Origin of the sequence: Lelliottia amnigena (genome assembly GCF_019047465.1) — a bacterium.
Taxonomy (GTDB): domain Bacteria; phylum Pseudomonadota; class Gammaproteobacteria; order Enterobacterales; family Enterobacteriaceae; genus Enterobacter; species Enterobacter amnigenus.
This window is the reverse complement of the sequence record NZ_CP077236.1, coordinates 689,136-713,022: the sequence shown is the minus strand read 5'-3', so window position 1 is coordinate 713,022 and position 23,887 is coordinate 689,136. Positions and strand designations below refer to the sequence as shown.

The 23,887-nt window shown below is 53.0% G+C and carries 28 protein-coding genes; 15 read left to right on the top strand and 13 right to left on the bottom strand.

The features are described from left to right. Positions 1-4: 4 nt before the first annotated feature. The 4 genes from nrdE to I6L74_RS03320 all read right to left on the bottom strand — a co-directional run bounded on the left by nrdE (position 5) and on the right by I6L74_RS03320 (position 3,357). Positions 5-2,149, bottom strand: a complete 2,145-nt coding sequence (gene nrdE, locus I6L74_RS03335) for a class 1b ribonucleoside-diphosphate reductase subunit alpha (protein WP_059177735.1) — start codon at positions 2,147-2,149, stop codon at positions 5-7. After that, entirely contained in the window at positions 2,122-2,532 is a 411-nt protein-coding gene (gene nrdI, locus I6L74_RS03330; protein ID WP_059177736.1) for a class Ib ribonucleoside-diphosphate reductase assembly flavoprotein NrdI, read from the bottom strand. The genes nrdE and nrdI overlap by 28 nt, the downstream gene beginning before the upstream one ends. After that, positions 2,529-2,768, bottom strand: a complete 240-nt coding sequence (gene nrdH / locus I6L74_RS03325; protein ID WP_059177737.1) for a glutaredoxin-like protein NrdH — start codon at positions 2,766-2,768, stop codon at positions 2,529-2,531. Before nrdH ends, nrdI begins: the two co-directional genes overlap by 4 nt. A 262-nt stretch (positions 2,769-3,030) precedes the next feature. After that, the gene (locus I6L74_RS03320) at positions 3,031-3,357 is read right to left on the bottom strand and encodes an ElaB/YgaM/YqjD family protein (protein WP_015960146.1); all 327 of its coding nucleotides are present in this window, start codon (positions 3,355-3,357) and stop codon (positions 3,031-3,033) included. Positions 3,358-3,517: 160 nt separating this feature from the next. Between I6L74_RS03320 and I6L74_RS03315 the strand changes: the two genes are divergently transcribed. Beyond that, on the top strand, positions 3,518-3,862 hold the full coding sequence (locus I6L74_RS03315; RefSeq protein WP_059177738.1) for a DUF2002 family protein: 345 nt from the start codon (positions 3,518-3,520) through the stop codon (positions 3,860-3,862). Positions 3,863-3,894: 32 nt separating this feature from the next. Here I6L74_RS03315 and alaE read toward each other — a convergent pair whose 3' ends face one another. Continuing rightward, positions 3,895-4,344, bottom strand: coding sequence for an L-alanine exporter AlaE (alaE, locus tag I6L74_RS03310; RefSeq protein WP_059177739.1), 450 nt, complete (start codon positions 4,342-4,344; stop codon positions 3,895-3,897). A gap of 649 nt (positions 4,345-4,993) precedes the next feature. On the opposite strand from alaE, the gene stpA reads away from it, so the two are divergent. Beyond that, positions 4,994-5,398: a DNA-binding protein StpA gene (gene stpA, locus I6L74_RS03305; protein ID WP_059177740.1), complete on the top strand. Its 405-nt coding sequence runs from the start codon at positions 4,994-4,996 to the stop codon at positions 5,396-5,398. 40 nt (positions 5,399-5,438) lie between these two features. Here the strand turns inward: stpA and I6L74_RS03300 are convergent, their stop codons facing one another. Beyond that, a complete protein-coding gene (locus I6L74_RS03300; protein WP_059177741.1) occupies positions 5,439-5,618 on the bottom strand; it encodes a GDFGVC terminal motif YodC-like protein in 180 nt (59 codons plus the stop codon). 218 nt (positions 5,619-5,836) lie between these two features. On the opposite strand from I6L74_RS03300, the gene I6L74_RS03295 reads away from it, so the two are divergent. Then, positions 5,837-5,995 carry a YqaE/Pmp3 family membrane protein gene (locus I6L74_RS03295; RefSeq protein ID WP_072241742.1) on the top strand — a complete coding sequence of 53 codons (159 nt, stop codon included), beginning with the start codon at positions 5,837-5,839 and terminating at the stop codon, positions 5,993-5,995. A gap of 3 nt (positions 5,996-5,998) precedes the next feature. On the opposite strand, the gene I6L74_RS03290 is transcribed toward I6L74_RS03295, so the two are convergent. After that, on the bottom strand, positions 5,999-6,928 hold the full coding sequence (locus I6L74_RS03290; protein WP_059177742.1) for a LysR substrate-binding domain-containing protein: 930 nt from the start codon (positions 6,926-6,928) through the stop codon (positions 5,999-6,001). A gap of 367 nt (positions 6,929-7,295) precedes the next feature. Between I6L74_RS03290 and I6L74_RS03285 the strand changes: the two genes are divergently transcribed. The 7 genes from I6L74_RS03285 (at position 7,296) to I6L74_RS03255 (ending at position 16,064) form a co-directional block, all read left to right on the top strand. After that, entirely contained in the window at positions 7,296-7,901 is a 606-nt protein-coding gene (locus tag I6L74_RS03285) for an ankyrin repeat domain-containing protein (RefSeq protein ID WP_059177743.1), read from the top strand. Between the two features lie 108 nt (positions 7,902-8,009). Beyond that, entirely contained in the window at positions 8,010-9,551 is a 1,542-nt protein-coding gene (gene fdrA / locus I6L74_RS03280; RefSeq protein WP_059177744.1) for an acyl-CoA synthetase FdrA, read from the top strand. After that, positions 9,551-10,966, top strand: coding sequence for a YlbE family protein (locus I6L74_RS03275; protein WP_059177745.1), 1,416 nt, complete (start codon positions 9,551-9,553; stop codon positions 10,964-10,966). Before fdrA ends, I6L74_RS03275 begins: the two co-directional genes overlap by 1 nt. 11 nt (positions 10,967-10,977) lie before the next feature. Continuing rightward, a complete protein-coding gene (locus I6L74_RS03270; RefSeq protein WP_059177746.1) occupies positions 10,978-12,522 on the top strand; it encodes a hypothetical protein in 1,545 nt (514 codons plus the stop codon). A gap of 334 nt (positions 12,523-12,856) precedes the next feature. Then, positions 12,857-13,807, top strand: coding sequence for a carbamate kinase family protein (locus I6L74_RS03265; protein ID WP_059177748.1), 951 nt, complete (start codon positions 12,857-12,859; stop codon positions 13,805-13,807). Positions 13,808-13,823: 16 nt separating this feature from the next. Then, entirely contained in the window at positions 13,824-15,203 is a 1,380-nt protein-coding gene (locus tag I6L74_RS03260) for an amidohydrolase family protein (protein WP_059177749.1), read from the top strand. A 126-nt stretch (positions 15,204-15,329) separates the two neighbouring features. Next, positions 15,330-16,064 carry a class I SAM-dependent methyltransferase gene (locus tag I6L74_RS03255; protein ID WP_059177750.1) on the top strand — a complete coding sequence of 245 codons (735 nt, stop codon included), beginning with the start codon at positions 15,330-15,332 and terminating at the stop codon, positions 16,062-16,064. On the opposite strand, the gene I6L74_RS03250 is transcribed toward I6L74_RS03255, so the two are convergent. Beyond that, positions 16,058-16,660, bottom strand: coding sequence for a short chain dehydrogenase (locus tag I6L74_RS03250; RefSeq protein WP_059177751.1), 603 nt, complete (start codon positions 16,658-16,660; stop codon positions 16,058-16,060). The genes I6L74_RS03255 and I6L74_RS03250 overlap by 7 nt on opposite strands. A gap of 97 nt (positions 16,661-16,757) precedes the next feature. Here I6L74_RS03250 and I6L74_RS03245 point away from each other — a divergent pair, with 97 nt between their 5' ends. Then, complete coding sequence (locus I6L74_RS03245; RefSeq protein ID WP_059177752.1) at positions 16,758-17,654, top strand: LysR substrate-binding domain-containing protein; 897 nt, start codon at positions 16,758-16,760, stop codon at positions 17,652-17,654. Positions 17,655-17,677: 23 nt separating this feature from the next. Here I6L74_RS03245 and I6L74_RS03240 read toward each other — a convergent pair whose 3' ends face one another. Both I6L74_RS03240 and I6L74_RS03235 read right to left on the bottom strand, forming a co-directional pair. Beyond that, positions 17,678-18,241, bottom strand: coding sequence for an Ail/Lom family outer membrane beta-barrel protein (locus I6L74_RS03240; RefSeq protein ID WP_059177753.1), 564 nt, complete (start codon positions 18,239-18,241; stop codon positions 17,678-17,680). A 298-nt stretch (positions 18,242-18,539) separates the two neighbouring features. Beyond that, entirely contained in the window at positions 18,540-18,932 is a 393-nt protein-coding gene (locus tag I6L74_RS03235) for a YdeI family stress tolerance OB fold protein (protein WP_059177754.1), read from the bottom strand. Positions 18,933-19,076: 144 nt separating this feature from the next. Here I6L74_RS03235 and I6L74_RS03230 point away from each other — a divergent pair, with 144 nt between their 5' ends. Genes I6L74_RS03230 through I6L74_RS03220 form a run of 3 tightly spaced genes read left to right on the top strand, consistent with a single transcriptional unit; the run spans position 19,077 to position 20,582 of the window. Continuing rightward, the gene (locus tag I6L74_RS03230; RefSeq protein WP_059177755.1) at positions 19,077-19,589 is read left to right on the top strand and encodes a hypothetical protein; all 513 of its coding nucleotides are present in this window, start codon (positions 19,077-19,079) and stop codon (positions 19,587-19,589) included. Positions 19,590-19,598: 9 nt separating this feature from the next. Next, entirely contained in the window at positions 19,599-20,048 is a 450-nt protein-coding gene (locus I6L74_RS03225) for a DUF421 domain-containing protein (protein ID WP_059177756.1), read from the top strand. 9 nt (positions 20,049-20,057) lie between these two features. Continuing rightward, positions 20,058-20,582: a 2-oxo-tetronate isomerase gene (locus I6L74_RS03220; protein ID WP_059177757.1), complete on the top strand. Its 525-nt coding sequence runs from the start codon at positions 20,058-20,060 to the stop codon at positions 20,580-20,582. Positions 20,583-20,608: 26 nt separating this feature from the next. On the opposite strand, the gene I6L74_RS03215 is transcribed toward I6L74_RS03220, so the two are convergent. The 3 genes from I6L74_RS03215 to I6L74_RS03205 all read right to left on the bottom strand — a co-directional run bounded on the left by I6L74_RS03215 (position 20,609) and on the right by I6L74_RS03205 (position 21,915). Beyond that, the gene (locus I6L74_RS03215) at positions 20,609-21,115 is read right to left on the bottom strand and encodes a ferritin-like domain-containing protein (RefSeq protein ID WP_059177758.1); all 507 of its coding nucleotides are present in this window, start codon (positions 21,113-21,115) and stop codon (positions 20,609-20,611) included. A gap of 26 nt (positions 21,116-21,141) precedes the next feature. Beyond that, entirely contained in the window at positions 21,142-21,636 is a 495-nt protein-coding gene (locus tag I6L74_RS03210; protein ID WP_059177759.1) for a YciE/YciF ferroxidase family protein, read from the bottom strand. A gap of 93 nt (positions 21,637-21,729) precedes the next feature. After that, positions 21,730-21,915: a con-10 family general stress protein gene (locus I6L74_RS03205; RefSeq protein WP_059177760.1), complete on the bottom strand. Its 186-nt coding sequence runs from the start codon at positions 21,913-21,915 to the stop codon at positions 21,730-21,732. 722 nt (positions 21,916-22,637) lie between these two features. Between I6L74_RS03205 and I6L74_RS03200 the strand changes: the two genes are divergently transcribed. Next, complete coding sequence (locus I6L74_RS03200) at positions 22,638-23,819, top strand: aminotransferase-like domain-containing protein (RefSeq protein ID WP_059177761.1); 1,182 nt, start codon at positions 22,638-22,640, stop codon at positions 23,817-23,819. Positions 23,820-23,887: the final 68 nt, after the last annotated feature.

The window sequence follows — 23,887 nt, the reverse complement described above, 5'->3', positions numbered from 1 at the left end:
CTCCTTACAGCGCGCAGGACACGCAGCCTTCGATTTCAGTGCCTTCCAGCGCAAGCTGGCGCAGGCGAATGTAGTACAGCGTTTTAATGCCCTTTTTCCAGGCATAAATCTGCGCCTTGTTGATGTCGCGCGTGGTGGCGGTGTCAGGGAAAAAGAGGGTTAACGACAGCCCCTGATCGACATGCTTCGTGGCCTCGGCATAGGTATCGATAATCTTCTCCGGCCCGATCTCATAGGCATCCTGATACAGCGCCAGGTTTTCGTTGGTCATAAAGGGCGCGGGATAGTAAACGCGCCCGGTTTTGCCTTCTTTGCGGATCTCAATTTTCGAGACAATCGGGTGAATACTCGACGTCGCGTGGTTGATATACGAGATCGATCCGGTCGGCGGCACCGCCTGCAGATTCTGGTTATAGATGCCGTACCTCATCACGTCGTCACGTAGCTGCTGCCACATTTCGCGCGTGGGTAGCGTGACGCCGGCGCGGGCAAACAGCGCACGCACTTTCTCGGTTTTCGGTTGCCAGCTGTTTTCCAGATACTGATTAAAATACTCACCGCTGGCGTATCGCGAGTCTTCAAATCCGGCGAAACGCTGACTGCGCTCGCGCGCCAGCCTCATTGAGGTATTCAGCGCATGCCAGGTGATGGTGTAGAAATAGAGATTGGTGAAATCCAGCCCCTCCGGGCTACCGTAGGCGATCCCCTCGCGGGCCAGATAGCCGTGCAGATTCATCTGCCCAAGCCCAATGGCGTGTGAAGCGGCATTTCCCGTTTCAATCGACGGCACGCTGCGGATATGGCTCATGTCTGACACCGCCGTCAGCCCGCGGATTGCCGTTTCGACGGTGCGGCCAAAATCGGGTGAATCCATGGTGTGAGCAATATTCAGCGAGCCCAAATTGCAGGAGATATCTTTGCCGATGTGCGCGTAATCCAGATTCTCGTCATAGGTCGAGGCGCTGTTAACCTGCAAAATCTCGGAGCACAGGTTGCTCATATTGATGCGCCCGGCGATTGGGTTGGCGCGATTCACCGTGTCTTCATACATGATGTACGGATAGCCAGACTCAAACTGGATCTCGGCAAGCGTCTGGAAGAAATCACGGGCGTTAATGAATTTTTTACGCACGCGATCGTCGGCGAGCAGTTCGTCGTAGAGTTCACTGATCGCCACATCACCGAAGGGTTTGCCGTAAATTCGTTCGATATCGTAGGGGGAAAACAACGCCATCTCGGCGTTTTCTTTCGCTAACTGGAAAGTGATATCCGGGATCACTACACCGAGAGAAAGGGTTTTGATACGGATTTTTTCATCGGCGTTTTCACGCTTGGTATCCAGGAAACGCAGAATATCCGGGTGATGCGCATGCAGATAGACCGCTCCAGCGCCCTGACGTGCTCCCAGCTGATTAGCATAGGAAAACGCATCTTCCAGCATTTTCATCACCGGGATAACGCCCGACGACTGATTCTCTATGCGCTTAATCGGCGCGCCGGATTCGCGCAAATTAGAGAGCAGAAACGCAACGCCGCCACCGCGTTTTGATAATTGCAGGGCAGAGTTCACCGCGCGCCCAATCGACTCCATATTGTCTTCGATTCGCAACAGGAAACAGGACACCAGCTCGCCGCGCTGCGCTTTGCCGCAATTCAGGAACGTGGGCGTGGCGGGTTGAAAACGCGCGGAGAGCATTTCGTCCATCAGCTGCTGCGCCAGATTTTCATCTCCTTGCGCGAGCGTTAGCGCCACCATGCACACGCGGTCTTCAAAACTTTCGAGATAGCGCTTACCGTCGAAGGTTTTGAGCGTATAGCTGGTGTAATACTTCCACGCCCCCAGGAACGTCTGGAAACGAAAACCGCTGGCGTGGGCGCGTTCAAACAGATTCAGCACAAAGTGACGATCGTAGCGAGTGAGCACCCGCTCTTCGTAATAACCTTCGTTCACCAGATAGTCGAGCCGCGCGTCCTGGCTGGCAAACGGCACGCTGTTGGGGCGCACGTGGGCGGCAAAAAAAGCGTCCACCGCCTCTGCATCTTTCCCGAACTGAATATGCCCCTCACGATCGTAGAGGTTAAGCATGGCATTCAGCGCGTGGTAATCCGTTGATCCCTGCATTACGCGTTCTGCGGTTGTCGTTGCCAAAATTCGTTCACTCCTTTACGCACGTTTTCTACGTCCTGCTGTGTCCCCATCAGTTCAAAGCGATAGAGATACGGCACGGCGCATTTTTGAGAAATCAGGTCCCCGGCGCGGCAGAAGGCTTCGCCGAAGTTGCGATTGCCTGCCGCGATAACGCCGCGAATCAACGCCCGGTTATGGGGATCGTTGAGAAAGCGGATTGCCTGACGCGGCACTGCGCCCGCCGTTCCGCCACCGCCATAGCTGGGAACCACCAGGATATAAGGCTCGTCTACCTGAATGCGTTCGCGTTCGTTCAGCGGAATGCGCACGGCGGGCAGTCCGACACGCTCGATGAAGCGGAGCGTATTTTCGGAGCTGCTGGAGAAGTAGACGAGAATACTCATGCGCTGGCGGCTTGAGTTTGCAGACGGTTAATCATGTCCGGGCGAAAGCCTGACCAGCTGGTTTCGCCAGCAATCACCACCGGCAATTGGCGGAAACCTTGCTCGCGAAGCGCGTCGGCGGCCTCAGGGACTAAATCGACATTCACCATCTCAAACTCCACGCCGCGGCTTTCCATCGCCCGCTTTGTGGCGTGGCACTGAACACAGTCGTTACGAGTGTAAATAGTAATGCTCATGATTCGTATTTCCCTCTATGATAAGAGAACGGCGCGAATGAACGCGTCAGGCTATGGGTGTCTTGCTAAATGGAATACTAGATGTAGTTGATGTAAGTTTCAACCACACAAGATATGGGAAATTTGAATTGATTGTGGCGTCACGATGAGCGCAGCGGCGCAGGGCGGATGAGATGGGTGTTGTGGCGATTTTGTCGCCATAAAAATAAAACCCCCCGTTCGCGAGGGCGAACGAGGGGTCATTAATAATTCCAGCGCGGAATTATTTACGTAACGTCAGCAGCGCGCCGATAAAAATCCCGACGGCGGCGACAGTACCAATCGCACACACCGGTTTTTCACGAACGAACGTACTTGCGCATCCGATGGCATCGCACGCCGCTTGCGAAGTACGCGAGCGACCATTCATGCGCGCGCGGGTTTCACGTAGCAAAGACTGAGCCTTACGTCTGGCGACATCCGCCTCGTCCTTTGCATCTGAGCCCCAGGATTTTAAAACATCTTCCAGCGTGTCAGCTAATTGGCTGACATCATTACGAATATCCTGAGCGTCGTCATTAATATCGTTTCGGTTCGGTCTGTTAAACATACGATCCTCCATAATTTTGCGTTCACATTCAGTTTAGCCCATGATTTTAATATCTGAAGCGAGTCGTGATGAATCTCGCCCTTTATGGATTTATCTGAAAGCGTTACGAATGCTGATTACTGTAAGGTTGCCCGGCAGTAAAAGATAACGAGGATAAAATATGTATTTACGACCCGATGAGGTGGCACGCGTTCTTGAAAAAGCGGGTTTCATCATGGATGCAGTCACACAAAAAACATACGGTTATCGCCGTGGCGATAATTATGTCTATGTTAATCGCGAGGCTCGAATGGGTCGCATGGCGCTGATTATTCACCCGACCTTGAAAGACAGAAGTTTGTCATTTGCTGAGCCCGCCTCGGATATCAAAACCTGCGATCACTATCAGGAATTCCCCCTGTATTTAGCCGGGGAAAGACATGAGCATTACGGTATTCCGCACGGTTTTAGCTCCCGCATGGCGCTGGAGCGATTTCTGCAAGGATTGTTTGGCGAAGCGCCATAAGCACGCGACTGGCAGTAGCCAGTCGCAGTCGATCACGCTTTAGACGTTGTGTACTGACTCACCTTGAACAGACGGCGACAGTAGTCAAGGAAGTAGCCGTAGGCCGCGCCCATCATCATTGACACCACAATATTCGAACTGACGGCAGCGGCAATTTGATGCCAGTCAGCGCCGACCGTAAGCAAAATCGCGACATAAACCGGTGACTGAAATGTCACATAGGCCAGCACATCTGCCAGGTTTTTCATCCAGCCTGATGGACTGAATCTGCGCGCCATACGCATTATCGCATCACGGTAAAAACCATACGGCCATGCAATAAGGATATTGACCGGAATGGCCACCAGCCTGGAAGAAAGCGACTGCTCAAAAGACATTCCGGAGAGGAATATCTCGATCAGCATGTTCACTACGGAACAGTAGACAACCATCGCGAAAGTGTCCGCTACTGCATGGCGCAGGCGAGACTGCGGTGAGAACATGTCCGAACTCCTTGAGAGCAACACAGTATAGTGACAATACCCGCGGCATAAGGTGCTTTAGGTTGCTTTTTTTGATGTGTATAGAGTATATCTCTGCCTGTTAACTCACAATGAGTGAATAATTTTTATTAAATGCCTTTTTTCCTATAAAATTCTCTAAAAAAGCCTGCTTTTTTATCGTGCTGGTGATTTCTGTTTTTATGTAAAAGATAACTATATTTATCAATTGTTTAAATTTTTTTTTGTTGATGTGAAATCACACTCAACGCTTCTATCAGCAGGCTATCCTTTCGTAAGTTCAAAACACACGGCATTTGTGATTAATGTTCTTTATGCATGTGAAAAGCAGTCGAAAATTCTGTAATCGCAGCAGGTGTTTTATGCAGGTGAGGTGACTGACTATTCAGTTATCAGGATTGTGAAGCAGGAAGGTTGCTCAAAATAGCAAAACGTTGAATTTAAAATTGTGTGATGAATAAAATGAAAGAAGGCATTAAATGACGAAAATAAAAGTAACAATATCTAAATAACTATTTTTGAATAGCCTTAATAATTGTCAGGAAGGAATGCAACTGGATATTCAAAGTAAAGTGGATTACCATGTTGTCCTATTGCTCATTGAATCAACTCATAAAAGGTCTTCAGTAATATGTCTTCAATGTTACAAAATCTTAATAATATCCGTACCCTTCGCGCAATGGCGCGTGACTTCTCAATTGACGTGCTCGAAGAAATGCTGGAGAAATTCCGCATCGTTACGGAAGAAAAACGTAATGAGCAAAACGAAATGCAGCAGCAGCAGGCGGAACAGCAGCAGAAAATTAATGCACTGCTGGAGCGGATGAAAGCGGACGGTATTTCTCCAGAAGATTTACTGGGTAAAGACGTGTTAAAAGGCGCAAGCCAGTCGCAGAAACGTCAGGTACGTGAAGCGAAATATCGTTTTACTGATGTGAATGGTGAAGAAAAAACCTGGACCGGTCAGGGTCGTACACCGAAAGCGATTGCAACTGCACTGGCAAACGGTAAATCACTGGAAGATTTCTTAATCTAATTGTGATGTATTGCAGGGCGGTTTTTCACCGCCCTGAGTATTAGCAAACGCCGAAATCGCCGTCTTCTTTATAAAGCGTCACATCCGCCGCCTTCAACGTGTACTTCTCACCCTGCTCCTGACTCGCCTGAACAGCAATTATTTGATCGCCATGCACTTCAACGACTTTCAGCTTCGGGCCGCCCATACGCGGTTGCACAAGATCGCCAACAGAAAACATATCATCCTCCTCATTTAGTGACCTTTACCTTAGCCCACGCCTCAGTCCTGGTACAGGGGTAACGCGGGTTTACCCCTTAATCGCCAGTCTCTATCAGTGTAAAGAGGGTAAAGGAGGGTAAAAGCGCAGCTGCGAGGTGGCGGAACACGCTAAACTCGCTACGCTTAGAGATAAATCTCTTTTTTTACAATTACCTGCTTAGTGTGTATGGAGAATGTATGGGTTTCTGGCGTGTTGTTTTTACGATTATTTTACCGCCCCTTGGCGTGCTGCTTGGCAAAGGTTTCGGTTGGGCATTTCTGCTTAACATCGTCCTGACCCTGTTGGGGTATATCCCAGGATTGATTCACGCCTTCTGGGTGCAAACCCGCAATTAGATTTTACGTTCGCCAGAGTAAATCGCTATAAATCCCGGTCAGCACTCCCTGTGGGGCAAACTGCTGTTTGATCCAGCGGGTGACCTGACCGGTCGCCGCATGTTGCGTTGCGAGCAACATACGCGAATCCTGACGCGGATTATTAATTCGACGCGTAATCAGCAGCCCATCTTCCATCGCTTCTCGCGCCATATGTTCCGGTAAAAAACCGATTCCATCACCCAGGATCTGACACTGGCATTTGGTGTTAAAGTCCGGGACCAGAATCGCCTCCTGCCCGTGTAACAACCAGCCCACTTTTTTATTGATGGTATGCGCCGTATCTTCGACCATGATATTCGGATAAAGCCGGAGCTGGCTTTCGGCGATGGGTTCAGGCGCAAACGCGAGCGGATGCTGGGGTGAAATCGCAAACACCCAACGAATCGCCCCAATTTCGGTGTAATCAATGCCTCCGCCATCCAGCAGCGTGTCCGGCGCACCAATCGCAATATTGGCCTGATTATTAATAATGGAATCCCAGACGCCGTTATAAACCTCAGTGGTCACCGTAATCTGACAGGTGGGAAACTGCTTTTTTAACACCTGGAGCAGCCTGGCCGTATGGCGCGGGGTATATAAAAGCTGGTTGATACAAATACGCACCCGCGCTTCAATGCCCTGGGAAATGGTATCTATCCCGCGCTTAATCGCGTGAAAGTCATTCAGCAGATCGGTCGCTTTGCGATAAAAGTAAAAGCCGGATTCGGTCAGTTCAATGCTGCGCGTATTGCGCACAAACAGCACCACATCCAGCCCTGTCTCCATACGCTTGATGGTGTAGCTTATCGCCGACGTGGTCACGCCCAACTCTCCAGCCGCTTTGCTGAAACTGCCAAAACGGGCTGCGGTGGTAAACGCCAGCAAGTTTTCTTCCGTAAATATCGAATTCATTACCGCGCGCTCCGCGTAATGGTCAAATGGGATTATTGAATCTATTTGTAATCCGCGCTAACGGCAATCAGTATTGAACAATATTTAACACTGCGGTTACAACTGATTTGAACAGAATCACACTTCTACGATTTTGTTTCAGCCCACGGCTGGCAAGGGGTTTCGAGCCATAAGCAGAATGCCATTTTGCAGGTGAAAAGCGGGCCAGCGATAAGAAAAACATTGCACCGACGCACGTTTTGACTGGATTGTTAATTTTAATTCAACAATCCACGACCTTACGATGAATGATATTTAAGCGGATTCTTTTATGCATGCGCTGTTGCTATTCTCAGGTTATCAGAAATGAAAACATCGGAGTCTTAATATGTCTGCACATGAACTCGTTACTGAATTTCTGCTGGCCGCAGAACAGGGCAATGCCAATGCGCTACAGGCCTGTCTGGATAAAGGCGTGGATATCAACGCCACCAATCGTCAGAAAAGAACCGCCGTTATTATTGCCAGTCTGCATAAACATTATTCTTGCGTTGAACTGCTTATTTCCGCCGGGGCGGATATCGATAAGCAGGATCAAACCTGTTTTAACCCGTTCCTGATTAGCTGCCTGACTAATGACGTAACCCTGCTGCGCATTGTGCTGCCAGCCAACCCGGATCTCGACCGCCTGACGCGTTTCGGCGGTGTGGGCATCACGCCTGCTAGCGAAAAAGGGCACGTTGACATCGTGCGCGAACTGCTGACCCACACCGATATTAACGTCAACCACACCAATTTTGTCGGCTGGACGCCGCTGCTGGAGGCCATCGTATTAAATGACGGCGGCGCAAAACAGCAGGAGATCGTCAGGCTGCTGCTCGACCACGGCGCGAATCCGCATATGACGGATAAATACGGTAAATCACCGCTCGAACTGGCGCGCGAAAAAGGCTATCACCCGATTGCCGAACTGCTGTTAGCCGCCGGCGCGTAATTCATTCGGCAAGTCTTACCGGGCTTGCCTGCACTAAAAAATATCAGTTTTCACATCATGCCTTAAACATGATGACGGCCCCCTTTTGCCCGAATTCGGGAGGAAATAATGCCTACCAAAATCGTTATAAAAAAGAATACCTATTTTGATTCTGTCTCGCTGATGTCGGTCTCGACCAAAGCCAATAAATTGCCCGGCGTTGAACAGGCATTTATCGCGATGGCGACCGAAATGAATAAAGGCGTCTTAAAAAATCTCGGATTATTAACGCCGGAATTGCAGGACGCCAAAAACGGCGACCTGATGATTGTCATTAAAGGTGACGCGGCGGATGACGAAACGCTGGCTGCCATCGAAGCGTTATTTACCCGCAAAGAGAGTTCGGGCTCACACGAATCGCGCTACGCCACGTTGGCTAGCGCCAAAACGCATCGCCCGGACAGTAATCTGGCGGTGATATCCGTCAATGGACTCTTTGCCGCCCGCGAAGCGCGTCAGGCGCTGGAAAACGGTCTCAACGTGATGCTCTTTTCCGATAACGTCAGTCTGGAAGACGAGCTGGCGCTCAAGCAACTGGCGCATGAAAAAGGATTGCTGATGATGGGACCGGACTGCGGCACCGCCATCATCAACGGCGCGGCGTTGTGCTTTGGCAACGCGGTGCGCCGTGGCCCGATTGGCATCGTGGGTGCGTCCGGCACCGGCAGCCAGGAATTGAGCGCGCGCATTCATGAATTTGGCGGTGGGATTTCTCAGCTGATTGGCACAGGCGGACGCGATCTCAGCGAGAAGATCGGCGGTCTGATGATGCTCGACGCCATCGACATGCTCGAAGCCGACGACGCGACCCAGGTCATTACGCTTATCTCCAAACCGCCAGCCCCCTCGGTTGCTGAAAAAGTGCTGGCCCGTGCGCGCGCCTGCCGTAAGCCGGTGGTGGTCTGTTTCCTCGGTCGTAATGAACCGCCTGCGGATGAAGACGGCTTGCAGTTTGCGCGCGGCACAAAAGAGGTGGCGCTGAAAGCCGTCCTGCTGACCGGCATCAAAAAAGAGTCTCTGGATCTGCACCCGCTCAACTGGCCGCTAATCGAAGAGGTCCGCGCGCGCCTGACGCCGCAGCAAAAGTACATTCGCGGGCTGTTCTGCGGCGGTACCTTGTGCGACGAAGCGATGTTCGCCGCGCTGGAGAAATTCGACGACGTTTACAGCAATATTCAGCCCGATCCGACCAAACGCTTAGCCGATGTGAACGTCAGCAAAGCCCACACGTTTCTCGATTTTGGTGATGATGATTTCACCAACGGCAAACCGCATCCAATGATCGACCCGACCAACCGCATCAGCCGCCTGTTACAGGAAGCGCGCGACCCGGAAGTGGGCGTGATCGTGATGGATTTCGTGCTCGGTTTCGGCTCTCACGACGATCCGGTCGGAGTGATGCTCGACGCAATTAAAGAGGCGCAGGCGATTGCCAAAGCCGACAACCGTCCGCTGGAAATCCTGGGCTACGTGCTGGGCACCGATCTCGATACGCCAGCGCTTTCGCAGCAGTGTCAGTTGCTCACCGACGCTGGCGTTATCTGGGCGAGCAGCAGCACCAATACGGGATTACTGGCGCGTGAATTTGTCTGCAAAGGGGAGAAAGCCTAATGAAAACCTTATTTAACCAGCCGTTGAACGTCATTAACGTCGGCATCGCCATGTTCAGCGACGATCTGAAAAAGCAGCACGTTCCGGTCACTCAGCTCGACTGGATCCCGCCGGGGCAGGGCAATATGCAGGTGGTGGAAGCCCTGGATCAGCTGGCGAACACGCCGCTGGCCGACAAAATCGCTGCCGCCAACAAAATCGCGCTGGAGCGCATTATTCAGTCCCATCCGGTGCTGGTGGGCTTTGACCAGGCCATCAACGTCGTCCCTGGCATGACGCGTACCACCATTCTGCACGCGGGCCCGCCGGTAGCGTGGGAAAACATGTGCGGCGCGATGAAAGGCGCGGTGACGGGGGCGCTGGTGTTTGAAGGGCTGGCGAACGATTTAGATGAAGCTAACACGCTGGCGGCATCGGGCAAAATCACCTTCTCGCCGTGCCACGAGCACGACTGCGTGGGCTCGATGGCGGGCGTTACGTCCGCGTCGATGTTTATGCATATCGTCGAAAACAAAACCTACGGCAACCGCGCGTTCACCAACCTTAGCGAGCAAATGGCGAAAATCCTGCGCATGGGGGCGAACGATCAGAGCGTGATCGACCGTTTGATCTGGATGCGTGACGTGCTCGGCCCGATGCTGCGCGATGCGATGAAGGTCATCGGCGAAATCGATCTGCGGCTGATGCTGGCGCAGGCGCTGCACATGGGCGACGAGTGCCATAACCGCAATAACGCAGGCACCACGCTGCTGATTCAGGCGCTGACGCCGGGGCTGATTCAGGCGGGCTATCCGGTTGAGCAGCAGCGCCAGGTGTTTGAGTTTGTCGCCAGCAGCGACTACTTCTCCGGTCCAACGTGGATGGCGATGTGTAAAGCCGCGCTGGATGCCGCTCACGGCATTGAATACAGCACTGTGGTCACCACCATGGCGCGCAACGGGTACGAATTTGGCCTGCGCATTTCCGGCCTGCCGGGTCAATGGTTTACCGGTCCGGCGCAGCAGGTGATCGGCCCGATGTTTGCGGGCTATAAGCCGGAAGATTCCGGCCTGGACATTGGCGACAGCGCCATCACCGAAACCTACGGCATCGGCGGTTTTGCAATGGCCACCGCACCCGCCATCGTCGCGCTGGTGGGCGGCACGGTTGATGAAGCCGTCGATTTCTCGCGTCAGATGCGCGAAATCACGCTCGGTGAAAACCCGAACGTCACCATTCCGCTGCTCTCGTTTATGGGTATTCCGACGGCGATTGATATCACCAAAGTGGCGGGCAGCGGCATTTTGCCGGTGATCAACACCGCCATCGCCCACAAAGACGCCGGCATTGGCATGATTGGGGCGGGCATCGTACACCCGCCGTTTAGCTGTTTTGAAAAGGCGCTGTTGACCTTCCGCGATCGCTACTTCCTATAAGGTAAGCATCCATGAAAAGCATGAAACTGGAGTGGAAAAGAGGTGACTGGGCGGCATATTTCGGGTTGATGACCAACAACCTGACCAATTTGCTCACCATGATGGGGCTGCTCATTTTTGTCGTCGGCATCCCGAAAGAGATTGTTTATGGACGTATCGCGCCGGCCTTCGGGCTGGCGGTACTGGTGGCGAGCGTGTGTTACACCTGGTTTGGCCTGCAAATGGCGCGTCAAACCGGACGTAACGACGTCACCGCGCTGCCGTCGGGACCCAGCGCACCGTCGATTTTTACCGTTACGTTTCTGGTGCTGATGCCCGTTTATCAGCAAACCGGTGACGCAGACTTTGCCATCCAGATTGGGCTGGTGTGGTGTTTTGTTGAAGCGATGATTCTGGCGGGCGGTTCGTTCCTCGGTGAAACCATTCGCAAGATGATTCCACGCACCGTGCTGCTGTCGTGCTTGTCCGGCCTGGGCCTGCTGCTGCTGGCGATGAACCCAATGCTGCAGGCGTTCGAAGCGCCGACCGTGTCGTTCATCGTGCTGCTGCTGATCTTCATCAACTGGTTTGGTAAAAAGCCGATCTTTGCCCGCATTCCGACCGGTTTACTGCTGCTGATCGCCGGTACGGCGCTGGCGTGGATCTCCGGCCTGCAAAGCCCGGAAGCGATCAAAGCGTCCATGTCATCGTTTGGCTTTAACCCGCCGTCAGTCCACGTTGACAGCTTTATGCAGGGTCTGCCACACGCGCTGCCGTATCTGGCTTCTGCGGTTCCGCTGGGACTCGCGAACTACATCTTTGACCTCGAAAACATCGAAAGCGCCCACGCGGCGGGGGATGAATACCCGACGCGTAAAGTGATGCTGGCAAACGGTCTGGCGTCGATGCTTGGCTGTCTGATGGGGAACCCGTTCCCGGTCACGGTTTACGTTGGTCACGCAGGCTGGAAAGCGATGGGCGCGAGCATCGGCTATACGCTGGCGTCTGGCGTCACCATGTTCATCGTGCCGCTGTTCGGGCTGGGGGCGTTTATGCTCGCCATCATTCCGATGACCGCCATTGTGCCAATTCTGGTGTTTATCGGCGTGGTGACCGCCAACCAGGTGGTGAGGGAAACGCCCAAAGTGGAGGTGCCCGTCATCTTTATCTGTCTGTTCCCGTGGATCGCCAACTGGGCGCTCACCATGATGAACAGCGTGATGGGGGCGGCGGGAACCAACGCGGCGAAAATCGGCACCGACGTGCTGCACAGCAAAGGAATTTACTACGAAGGGCTGATGCACCTCGGCAACGGCGCACCGCTCGCCAGTATGCTCTGGGGCTGTATCGCCATTTTCGCCATCATTAATAAACCGCTGCGCGGGGCGATTGCCGCTGCGGTCGGTGCGCTGTTGGCGCTGTTCGGGGTGATCCATGCGCCGGTGGTGGGCTTCGCCGAAGGCAGCTCGCTGACGTTCGTCACGGCCTACCTGATGATGAGCGGCATGTTCGTGGTGAAACATTTCCTCGAGAGCCGTGAAGCGGCGCGTGCGGGATCACCGGTTTCAGAATCCTGATAATGCCTGATGCCCTCACCCTAACCCTCTCCCACGGGGAGAGGGAACACTCCGGAGCAGCATTTCCCCCTTTGCCACGGGGAGAGGGAACAGTCCAGAGCGGCCTTTTCCTTTTTCTCACGGGGAGTAGGAACAGTCCGGGCGGCATTTTCCCCTTTCTCACGGGGGAGTGGGAACAGTCCGGAGCGGCATTTCCCTCTTTCTCAACGGGAGAGGGGATTGCCCGGAGCAATTTTTCCCCTCTCGGCCACAGAGTGAGGGTGCTTTACTCCCTCTCCCTGTGGGAGAGGGCCGGGGTGAGGGCATCAGACCGCACTTTTTCAAAGGAAAACAGATGAAAGAACTCATGGTCGTCGCCATCGGCGGCAACAGCATTATCAAAGACAACGCCAGCCAGTCGATTGAACATCAGGCGGAGGCGGTCAAAGCGGTCGCGGACTCGGTGCTGGAAATGCTGGCCTCCGATTACGACATCGTCCTGACGCACGGCAACGGCCCGCAGGTGGGATTAGATCTGCGTCGTGCAGAGATCGCGCACGAGCGCGAAGGGCTGCCGCTCACCCCGCTCGCCAACTGCGTGGCAGACACCCAGGGCGGGATCGGCTATCTGATTCAGCAGGCGCTCAACAATCGACTGGCCGCGCGCGGGGAGCAAAAAGCAGTCACGGTCGTCACGCAGGTTGAAGTCGACAAAAACGATCCCGGTTTTGCCCATCCGACCAAACCGATCGGCGCGTTCTTCAGCGAAGCCCAGCGCGATGAGCTACAACTCGCCCATCCCGACTGGCATTTCGTTGAGGATTCCGGGCGCGGCTACCGCCGTGTGGTGGCTTCTCCACAACCCATACGGATCGTGGAAGCGGACGCCATCAAAACGTTGACGCAAAAAGGCTTCGTGGTGATCGGCGCGGGCGGCGGCGGGATCCCGGTGATTCGCTCGGAAACGGGCGAGTATCAAAGCGTGGATGCCGTCATCGATAAAGATCTCTCCACCGCGCTGCTGGCGCGTGAGATCTGCGCCGACGTGCTGGTAATCACTACCGGCGTCGAGAAAGTGTGCGTCAACTTTGGCAAGCCGAATCAGCAGGCGCTGGACACGGTGAACGTCGCGCAGATGACGCGCTATAGGGAAGAGGGCCATTTCCCGGCGGGCAGCATGTTACCCAAAATCGTGGCCAGCCTGGCATTCCTGCACCACGGCGGAAAACGGGTCATCATCACCTCACCAGACTGCCTGCCCGCGGCGCTGCGCGGTGAAACGGGCACCCATATTGTGAACGCATAAGAATAAGGAAGATAAGATGAATGAGAATAAAAGCCGCCGGGAGTTTATCAGCCAGAGCGGCAAAATGGTCACCGCCTGCGCGCTGTTTGGTGCGACCGGTTCCGTCGCGTATGCTGCTGATTCTGCGAAACAGACCTGCGAGACCGGCAAACCGATGAACATCACCGCGAAACACTATTATCTGGATAACGTGCTGCTGGAGGCGGGTTTTCATTTTGAAGGCTCAGTGCCCGTCAGCACGCGCACTGAGCTAAAAACGCTGGAGATCAAAGACGGTAAAATCGTCGCGCTGCGCGATAACAAAAGCCACGCCGACGCCACGCTGCCGCACTACGACGCAGGCGGCAAGCTGATGCTCCCGACGATGCGCGACATGCATATCCATCTGGACAAAACGTTTTACGGTGGCCCGTGGCGCTCGCTCAATCGCCCGGCGGGAACCACCATTCAGGATATGATCCGCCTGGAGCACAAGCTGCTGCCCGAGTTGCAGCCCTACACTCAGGAACGCGCGGAAAAACTTATCGACCTGATTCAGTCGAAGGGCTCCACCATTGCCCGCAGCCACTGCAATATCGAACCCACTTCCGGCCTGAAAAGTCTGGAAAATTTACAGGCGGTGCTGGCGCGTCGCAGCGCCGGTTTTGAGTGTGAAATCGTCGCCTTCCCGCAGCACGGTTTGCTGCTTTCAAAATCAGAGCCGCTGATGCGCGAGGCGATGCAGGCTGGTGCGCACTACGTCGGCGGGCTGGACCCGACTAACGTTGACGGCGCGATGGAAAAGTCCCTCGACACCATGTTCCAGATTGCGCTGGACTACGACAAGGGCGTGGATATCCACCTGCACGAAACCAGCCCGGCAGGCGTGGCGGCGGTGAATTACATGGTCGACACCGTCGAAAAAACGCCGGAACTGAAAGGCAAACTGACGATCAGCCACGGCTTTGCGCTGGCGATGCTCAACGAACAGCAGGTCGACGCGCTGGCAACCCGTATGGCCGCGCAGCAGATCGCTATCGCTTCCACCGTGCCGATTGGCACGATGCACATGCCGCTCAAACAGCTGCGTGATAAAGGCGTATTTGTGATGACGGGGACCGACAGCGTGATCGACCACTGGTCGCCGTACGGCCTGGGCGACATGCTCGAAAAAGCCAATTTGTACGCGCAGCTGTATATCCGTCCGAACGAGCAAACCCTTTCGCGTGCGCTGGGGATCGCCACGGGGGATGTGCTGCCGCTCAACGACAAAGGCGAGCGCGTATGGCCGAAGGCGCAAGATGACGCCAGCTTCGTGCTGGTGGACGCTTCCTGTTCTGCCGAAGCCGTGGCGCGCATTTCGCCGCGAACCGCCACCTTCCATAAAGGAAATATCGTGTGGGGTTCGGTGGGCTGAAGCGCTGTTTCCACCCTGGCGGGATCCTCATAAATTGACAATGTGCACAACATACTCCCTCTCCATTTAGGGAGAGGGTAGGGTGAGGGATATACTCTTAAGCACATTCTTACAGAGGGATCTCACATGGCACAGAATATCTACGACAATCCGGCATTTTTCGAAGGCTACGCGCAGCTACCGCGCTCGGTGCAGGGGCTGGACGGCGCGCCCGAGTGGCCCGCGCTGAAAACGATGCTGCCGGACTTGCGCGATAAATCCGTAGTCGACCTCGGCTGCGGTTACGGCTGGTTCTGCCGTGTGGCGCGGGAAATGGGCGCGACGCAGGTCACGGGCATTGATATCTCGGAAAAAATGCTCGCGCGTGCTGCGGAACTGACCAGCGACGCGGCGATTCGCTATCAACGCAGCAGTCTGGAATCGCTGTCGCTTGCAGAAAACAGCCTCGATTTAGTTTACAGCTCGCTGGCACTGCATTATCTGCCGGAACTCGACACCCTGTTTGCCAAAATTCAGCGCGCGCTGAAGCCCGGCGGCAGTCTGGTGTTTTCGATGGAACACCCGATCTACACCTGCGCGTCGCGTCAGGGTTGGCTCACGGATGATAACGGTGTGCGCTATTGGGGCGTGAATCAGTATCAGCAGGAGGGCGAACGCGTCAGCAACTGGCTGGCGGACGGTGTTATCAAATATCACCGCCCGCTTGGCACGACGCTCAATGCGCTGATCGCGGCAGGGCTGACGATTCGTGAAGTCAACGAATGGGGCCCAACGCAGGCGCAGACGGATGCCTGGCCTGCGCTGGCTGAAGAAGCGGAACGCCCGATGCTGGTGCTAATCGCGGCTGAAAAAACTCAGTAACCGACTTTATACACCCGCCCGCTCTGGACGCCTTCGACGCTGCGGCGATAAGCCTGCGCGACGGTGGCGGCGGGTACGCTTTCAAAGCCCGGGAAAAATCCGTCGTAAGCGTCGGCTGATTCGCTCAACACCGTCGGGCTAACCAGGTTGATACGAATTCCGCGTGGCAGTTCGCAGGCGGCGGCGCGGACAAAACCTTCCAGTGCAGCATTCACCGTGGTGGCGTTGACGCCCTGGGCAATCGGCTCGTCTGCCACAATGCCGCTTATCAAGGTGATCGAACCGTCTTCATTCAGGTAGTGCTGGCCCGTCAGCGCCAGCCGCACCTGGCCCAGCAGTTTGTCCTGCAATCCCTGATTAAAATCACTGTCTTTCATGGTCTCCAGAGGGCCAAAATGCAGGCCACCGCTGGCGGAGACAATCGCATCCACTGGACCTATCTTCTCGAACAGCGCCTGGACGCTCTCCTGCGAGGTAATATCCACCTGCTCATCACCGTTCGTACGACCCACACGAATCACCTCGTGGCGACGGCTCAATGCTTCCGTTACCGCACGACCTACCGTACCGCTGGCACCAATAATGACGATTTTCATAGCTGACTCCTTATGTTGTGTGCCTCCATTCTTTAATAAATAAAACATGAGATAAACTGGGCTAAAGTTAGATGATTGCTAACCAGGAGTTTGTAATATGGATAAGCTTCGCGGCATGGAGACGTTTATCGCGGTGGTAGAGAGCGGCAGCTTTACCGGCGCGGCGTCGCGCTTAGCGATGTCGGCGGTGATGGTGGGGAAATACATCGCGCTGCTGGAAACACAGCTGGGCACGCGCCTGCTGGAGCGCAATACCCGTCGTCAGAGCCTGACCGATGCGGGACGCGTCTATTATGACGAGGCCAAACGCGTGCTGGAGCAAGTGTCGATTGCGGAAAGCGCCGTCGAGCGATTGCGCGCCGCACCTGCCGGAACGCTGCGCGTGAGCGCGCCAACCTCATTTGGCGGCTGCGTAATTGCGCCGCTCACCGCCACGTTTTTGCAGCACTGGCCGGATGTGCGGGTTGAGCTGGATCTGACGAACCGAATGGTGGATCTGGTCGATGAAGGCATCGATCTGGCGATTCGGATCGGCGATATTCATCACGAGGATCTGGTGGCGAAATATCTCTGTCCCTACCGGATGATCATCTGCGCGGCACCGGCGTATCTGGCGCGACACGGTACCCCACAAACGCCCGCCGATCTGGTCGATCATTTGTGCCTGTCGCATACGGTGTGGACGGCGCGAAACGAGTGGCGACTGCCGGGTGTAGAAGGGGAAGTGCGCTGGAAGCGCGACGCGATTTTGCGCTGTAACGATGGCTACGGTTTACGCATGGCAGCGATTGCCGGCGCGGGTTTGCTGTTGCAGCCTGAAGTGCTGGTCGCGGAAGCGTTGGCGCAAGGCAGATTGATACGCGTGCTGGAAAATTTCACCCCTGAGCCAAGACCGGTGCATTTACTGTGGCGTCAGGATTTGCGTCCGTTGCCAAAACTCACGCACTTTATTACGCATATTTTAGCGGGAGCACAAACGCTGACCTCTCCCTGACCGGGAGAGGTCAATTCAACAGACTAGAAGCGGTAACCTACGCCCAGGTTCCAGCCATTGATAGAGTAGCTGTCGCCCTGGAGATCGGCGTTGGTTCCTTCGTAACCCACGTTAATTGCCAGATCGGCGGTTGGGTTAAACTGCACGCCCGCGCCGTACGCGAAAGAGGTCGATTTTTCAGAAATGCTGTCTTTCTGCGTGTAGCCATCGCCCGCGTTGACCCATTTGGTGTCGCCATCCGCTTTGGTACGTGCGACGCCGCCCAGAGCATACAGAGAAACGTATTCGTTAATACGGTACGCTGGACCGGCCATCAGTGAGTAATATTTCACATCAATGTGATTTTTCACGGAGTCAGAATCGACAAAATAATTCTGATCTTCATCGCCGCTCATATAGGTGAAAGAACCCACCACGCTCAACGGGGAATCCCATTCATAACGGTACTGTGCGTTCACGCCGCGAATATTTTTAAAGTTCTCAACTTTGCTCTGCGCATAACCCAGAGAAACAGTATGATTATCCGCAAGAGCCGCGCCGCTGACCAGGCTCGCAGCCACGAATACCGCCAGAGATATGTGTTTCATTTTCCGTAATCCTTTATGCCGTTTTTTTGTCGATAATGCCGAATAATATCGGCAAAGATGTCATGGATATTCCATGGCAAAGAGAGCGGTTAAAATTGTTGGTTTTTTTAGCAGGTGATGAAATGGGGAACAATCCTAAAGGACAGATTAATCCTGGTATTTGCATCCCAGATATTGGTAGGGGTTACGATATTCAGTGTGGGTGTCGTTGGAATTTACCTTAAGGCGGAAATATTGCGCAGGGCAAAGCGATCGGTTATCTCTCTTTCTGCTTTGCGCTGCGCAGGCACATCAACGGCTATTTTTGAATATGGTCGACTCGCACGACCGGCGGGGTCATTTTCTTATCCAGACTACCGTTTATGCTGATCGTATTATCGGGTTCAACCGTCCTGCCATCAAAAACTGATTTTGGAATAATAGTGGCAATTTCACCGGTCTTATCGCGGAAGGTGTATTTATCACCCCCCGACCCGTCAATTAAATTACCGCGCAGTGAAATGGTCGCGCCATCGTGCATCTCTTTGGCCTGTTCCACGGTCATGGTGCGCGCATTTTCTGTGCCGCGATATCCATCATCAATCGCGTGCGGTGGCGGTGGCGCGTCCCCTTTTTGAAGCCCACCGGTATCATCCGCCCATGCCGTTGGGATGAGCAAACAACAGAAAAGCGGCGCAAGGGATAATTTCATACTGACCTCCAAAAAAGCGAAACCTGACTTAATATTAAGTCTGGTAGTGGATTCATTATCTGGCAAACGGGATGAGTCCTAAAAGATATTTGTGTTAAGAATCATCTCGCTACAGAGCAATAATCGAAGCGGCTGAGGGGATAAATGACATCGTCACATCATCACCATGACAAATTGCCGGGCGTCAAAGAGAACCGCTTTGCGCTCAATTTTGAGTCCGGGTTTCAGTCGGTGGGTTTTGCGGTTTTGCTGTGCATCATTCTTGCGGCTGTGCTGGGGTTGTTTTCCAATGGCTATTTCAGCTCCGCGCAACAAGACAATAATTCACAAACGCTAAGCGTGAATTATGAACGCTTTGGACGATTGCAAACCGAATTCAAACTTCATTTCACCGTTCATCCCCAGAACACGGATAAGTATGTCGTAAGCCTCGGCGGGAAATTTAATGAGGATTTTCAGCCCGGGAGTCTCTCTCCTCAGCCCGACAGCATGTACAGCCGAGGGAAAACGCTCTATCTGATCTATAACGATGTGAACAATAAAAGTGATTTCAGCGTCTGGATGTATATCACTCCCACTGTTCCCGGAAAATCAGTGAGTTCCATTAGCGTTAACGGCCAGCCAGGTATCACATTCTGGCAGTTTATTTATCCTTAGGAGAGCGATATGGAGATGGTATTCCGTGCGATCGCCATTTACCTTATTTTACTGGTGGTATTTAAAATAGTCGGCCGCCGCGCGTTGTTGCAGATGACCAGCTTTGATTTAATTCTGCTGCTGATCATCAGTGAAGCCACACAGCAGGCATTGCTGGGCAACGATTTCTCGGTAACCGGGGCGATGCTGACGATTGTCACGCTGGTGACGGTGGATATTCTTTTCGGGATCATGAAGAAGTATATTTCCGGCGCGGAGTCTCTTCTTGATGGATCACCCATTATTTTGCTCGAAAATGGCCTGCCTTTGTCTGACAAGCTCAAAAAAGTAGATGTCTCCTGCGATGATATTTTAGTCGCTGCGCGGCAGAATCACGGAATTACAGAATTTAGTAAAATCAAATACGCCATTCTTGAACGTAACGGTCATATTTCCATTATTCCTGTAGACAGTGAGTAGGGAGCCTTGATGAGTACCAGCGTTTATAACGAAGCGAAAACTACGGGCGAGTTGACAAAGCGGGTTGCGAATGTCCTCACCGAGCAAGAATTAATGTTAACCACGGCGGAGTCCTGTACCGGCGGCAACCTTGCCGCGGCGTTGTGCGCTGAGGAAAATACCGCCGCTTTTTATGACGTCGGGTTAATTACTTTTAGCGATGAAGCGAAGCAAAAAATGTTGGGCGTCCAGGCGAACACGCTTGAGAAATATACTGCCGTCAGTGAACAGACCGTCAGAGAGATGTCTGCGGGGGCGCTAGCGCGGGCTGGCGCTGATACCAGTATTGCCATAAGCGGATACGCGGGGCCCGATGGCGGTGATGACGGCACCCCGGCGGGCACCGTCTGGTTTGCGTGGAATTTTCGCGGGGAGATTTCGACGGACAGAGTGATCTTTACTGGCGACTGTCAGGACGTCATCGAGAAAGCCGTGCGGTATGCGCTGTCGGCGTTCCTCGCGAAACTGTCCATCTGGAAAAAGCATAAGAAGTAGCACGCGGGGCGTGCTACTTTCCGCCATTATTTTTTCGCTTCAACGCCTGAGGCGGCCGAGCGGAGTAGAAATTGCTCGGTTGTCGTTGGGATATGCTGAATCAGCCAGTCAGCCATCGCCTGTTCTTCGGCAAGAATGGACTCAATCGCTGGGATCGAGGCGGTATCTCCCGCTCTTTTTGCTGCCGCCAGCAGCGAGGTATAACAGGCAATTTCGAACTGCTCGAAAACGTACCCGCTGATCGAGCCTTTCACGATCTCATCGGATGGGAACATACCGCCGATAGACTGCCCCAGTGCGGCCATTTTGCTCACGGAGTCTTTTATCACCGAGCGGGAAATATCATTTCGGTCGAGGATCTCTTCCAGAACGGTGATTTGACGTTTTGTCTCACTAACATGTTGTTCGATGCGTGCGCGGACGTCAGGATAATTATCGATACGGCTGACCATCGATTCCAGCATGGATTCGGCTTGCTTTTCCATCGCATGGGCATCGCGTAGCCAGTCATGGTAATGTTCTACGTGATTCATTATTATCGTCCTCTGGTTGTGTCGAATTATGCCTGGGCTTTTTGATTGATATTACTAACGGCTAAATCGGTTAATTTCAGGTCGGTGGATTTTTCTTCTTCCAGCGTTTCGGTTAACAATTTCACCGCTTTTTTATAGCCTAATTGCGCTGCAAGGGTGGCGAGCGTTCCGTAACTGGCAATTTCGTAGTGTTCAACTTTTTGCGCCGCGGCAATTAGTGCGGCGTCCCGAACTTCATTTTTTTCAGTGCTTTCGATGACTTCATTGGCTTCTTCAATTAACCCTTCCATCGCCACACATTTCATGCGTTTAATTTTAAGATTTGGTTCCTGCTCAACGATCTGATCGATACGTTCAATTTGTCCGTGCGTCTCTTCAAGGTGAGCTTTAAACGCAGCGCTTAATTTTTCGCTTGAGGCTTCACGAGCTAATTTAGCCAAGCCACGCGTAAGCTGTTTCTCTGCGCTGTACGTATCTGATAGCAGGTGAATAAAAACATCTTCCAGGGTTTTCATATTCATAGGGTTTCCTCACTTACACAGCAAAATACTGCGAGTCCGCAGACTCGCAGAGATAGCGTTTTAACGTCATGACAAAGTTAAGAAATATAAAGCTCAGGACTTGTCAGATTTACGACCGCCGCCGTGACTGTTCTGACCGCCTTTCTTACCGGCTTCGGAGGCGCGTTGCGGATCGTTTTTGAAGTTCCCACCGCTTTGCTGACCGCCTTTTTTCCCTGCATCAGATGCTTTTTCACGGTCTGCAGCGAAATTACCGGAACCACCACGATGCTCTGCCATAATATCAACCCTCTTGATGCGTTTATGTCAGGAGGATACGTAATAAAGCGTATCCGTTGTCGTTCAGTACTTAAATCTAGCCGCTATTTAAAACGTGTCAAACCCCGTAATTGTTAATTAATAGCCTGATTTTTACTGAATGCACAATATATCGCTTCGCTTGTCGCCAGAATATTGGGCGCATAAGCTGATAGTTATTAAGGAAACTTAAGCGGATTGCAGTGAGGTAGGTTTGTGCCGCTTCGAAACAAGAGGCGACTCCAGGCGTGGTGGGGATGTTTACAAGGATTTACAAACGTTTTTTTCGCATAGAACACGCTTTTGAATCGCGCTTGCAGGATAAGTCTTAAATTTTATTGTGTTATTAAATTCCAGGTTTTGTAACGGGGTTTTCCTATAAAGAGGGGGTGATTTAAAAATAGGTGTTATCACATTCTGGAATTAGGTGTTATCACATTCTGGAATACTGGGGTAAACGGCTGTTAATAACTAAAGTGCCATTCTAAAGATTGAGTGTTATTAATTAAAAACAGAGGATATTCTGCATGATATATTTCTTCAAGGATTGTGCTTCTATTTCTTTCTGCCCATCCCTTCACGCTCAGGGGACCGTCAGCGTGAAACCTTTTACGCGGACAGGCACAAAAATGATTATCAAAGCGCAAAACATGTGTTACTAAGTTGTAATCATCATAAAAACAGATAATACAGGTATTAATAGCGTGACAACTCATAAGCTCGCCACCAGTGTCCAGGCACTGCAATCCTCCGCCATTCGTGAACTCTTAAAGCACAGTAAAATGCCCGGCGTCATCTCACTTGGCGGAGGCATCCCTAACCCGGAACTCTTTGATCATGAAGGGTTAAAGATGGCGGCTGAGGCCGTGCTTTCTCACCATTTTGGCGAAGCGTTTCAGTACGGTTTGAGCGAAGGTTTTCCGGAGTTACGTGAGGCCATTCAGCAGATTTCTGCCGAACGCGGTATTCAGTGCAAGGCCGATGATGTGGTGGTGACCTCCGGGTCACAGCAGTCTCTGGATATTCTGGCGCGCGCGTTAATCAATCCTGGTGATACCGTTGTGGTCGAACGCCCAACGTATTTGGCTGCGTTGCAGGTCTTTAGTCTGGCGCAGGCGAATATTGAATCGGTTGGAACCGATGGCGACGGAATGAAAGTCGACGAACTTGAAGCGCTGGTCGCGAATAAAACGATCAAAGCGGTTTATATCGTTCCCACGTTCGGCAACCCTGGCGGTGTAACGCTTTCTGAAAGCCGCCGGAAACAGCTGGTGGAGCTGTCTAAGCGTTATGATTTCGTCATTATCGAAGACGATCCGTACAGCGAAATTAATTATACCGACGATGTTTTCCGCCCACTGATGGCGCACGCCAAAGCCATCGGTAACGAACACAACGTCGTTTACACCTCGACCTTCTCTAAAATCCTGTCACCGGGCACCCGCGTGGGTTGGGTGATTGTTCCCGAGTGGCTGAAAAGGGCTGTCGTCAACCTGAAGCAAACCACCGATCTGCACACCAGTACGCTGTCGCAGCTAATGACCAGCGAATACCTCAAAACCGGCCGTTTGCCAGCGCAGATTAAGATGATCCGCGAAGTGTACCGTCAGAAATATCAGACGTTCTCGCAGGAACTTGACGCTGAGCTGGGCGATATAATGACGTTCCATAAACCAAAGGGCGGCATGTTCCTGTGGGCTAAAATGAGTAACGGGATGAACACCACCGCCTGGCTTGAGAAAACGCTCAGCAACGGCGTCGTGTATGTGCCAGGTGAGTTCTTCTATTGCAGCGAACCGGATCATTCCACGCTGCGGATGTCGTTTGTGACGGCGACGGAAGAGCAACTGAAAGAAGCGGTGAGACGCCTCAAAATTTCGTTGTAATACCAATGCCTACGCATGATGGCGTTTAAGCCATTATGCGTAATAATCACCGGGTGTATCGACGCGAC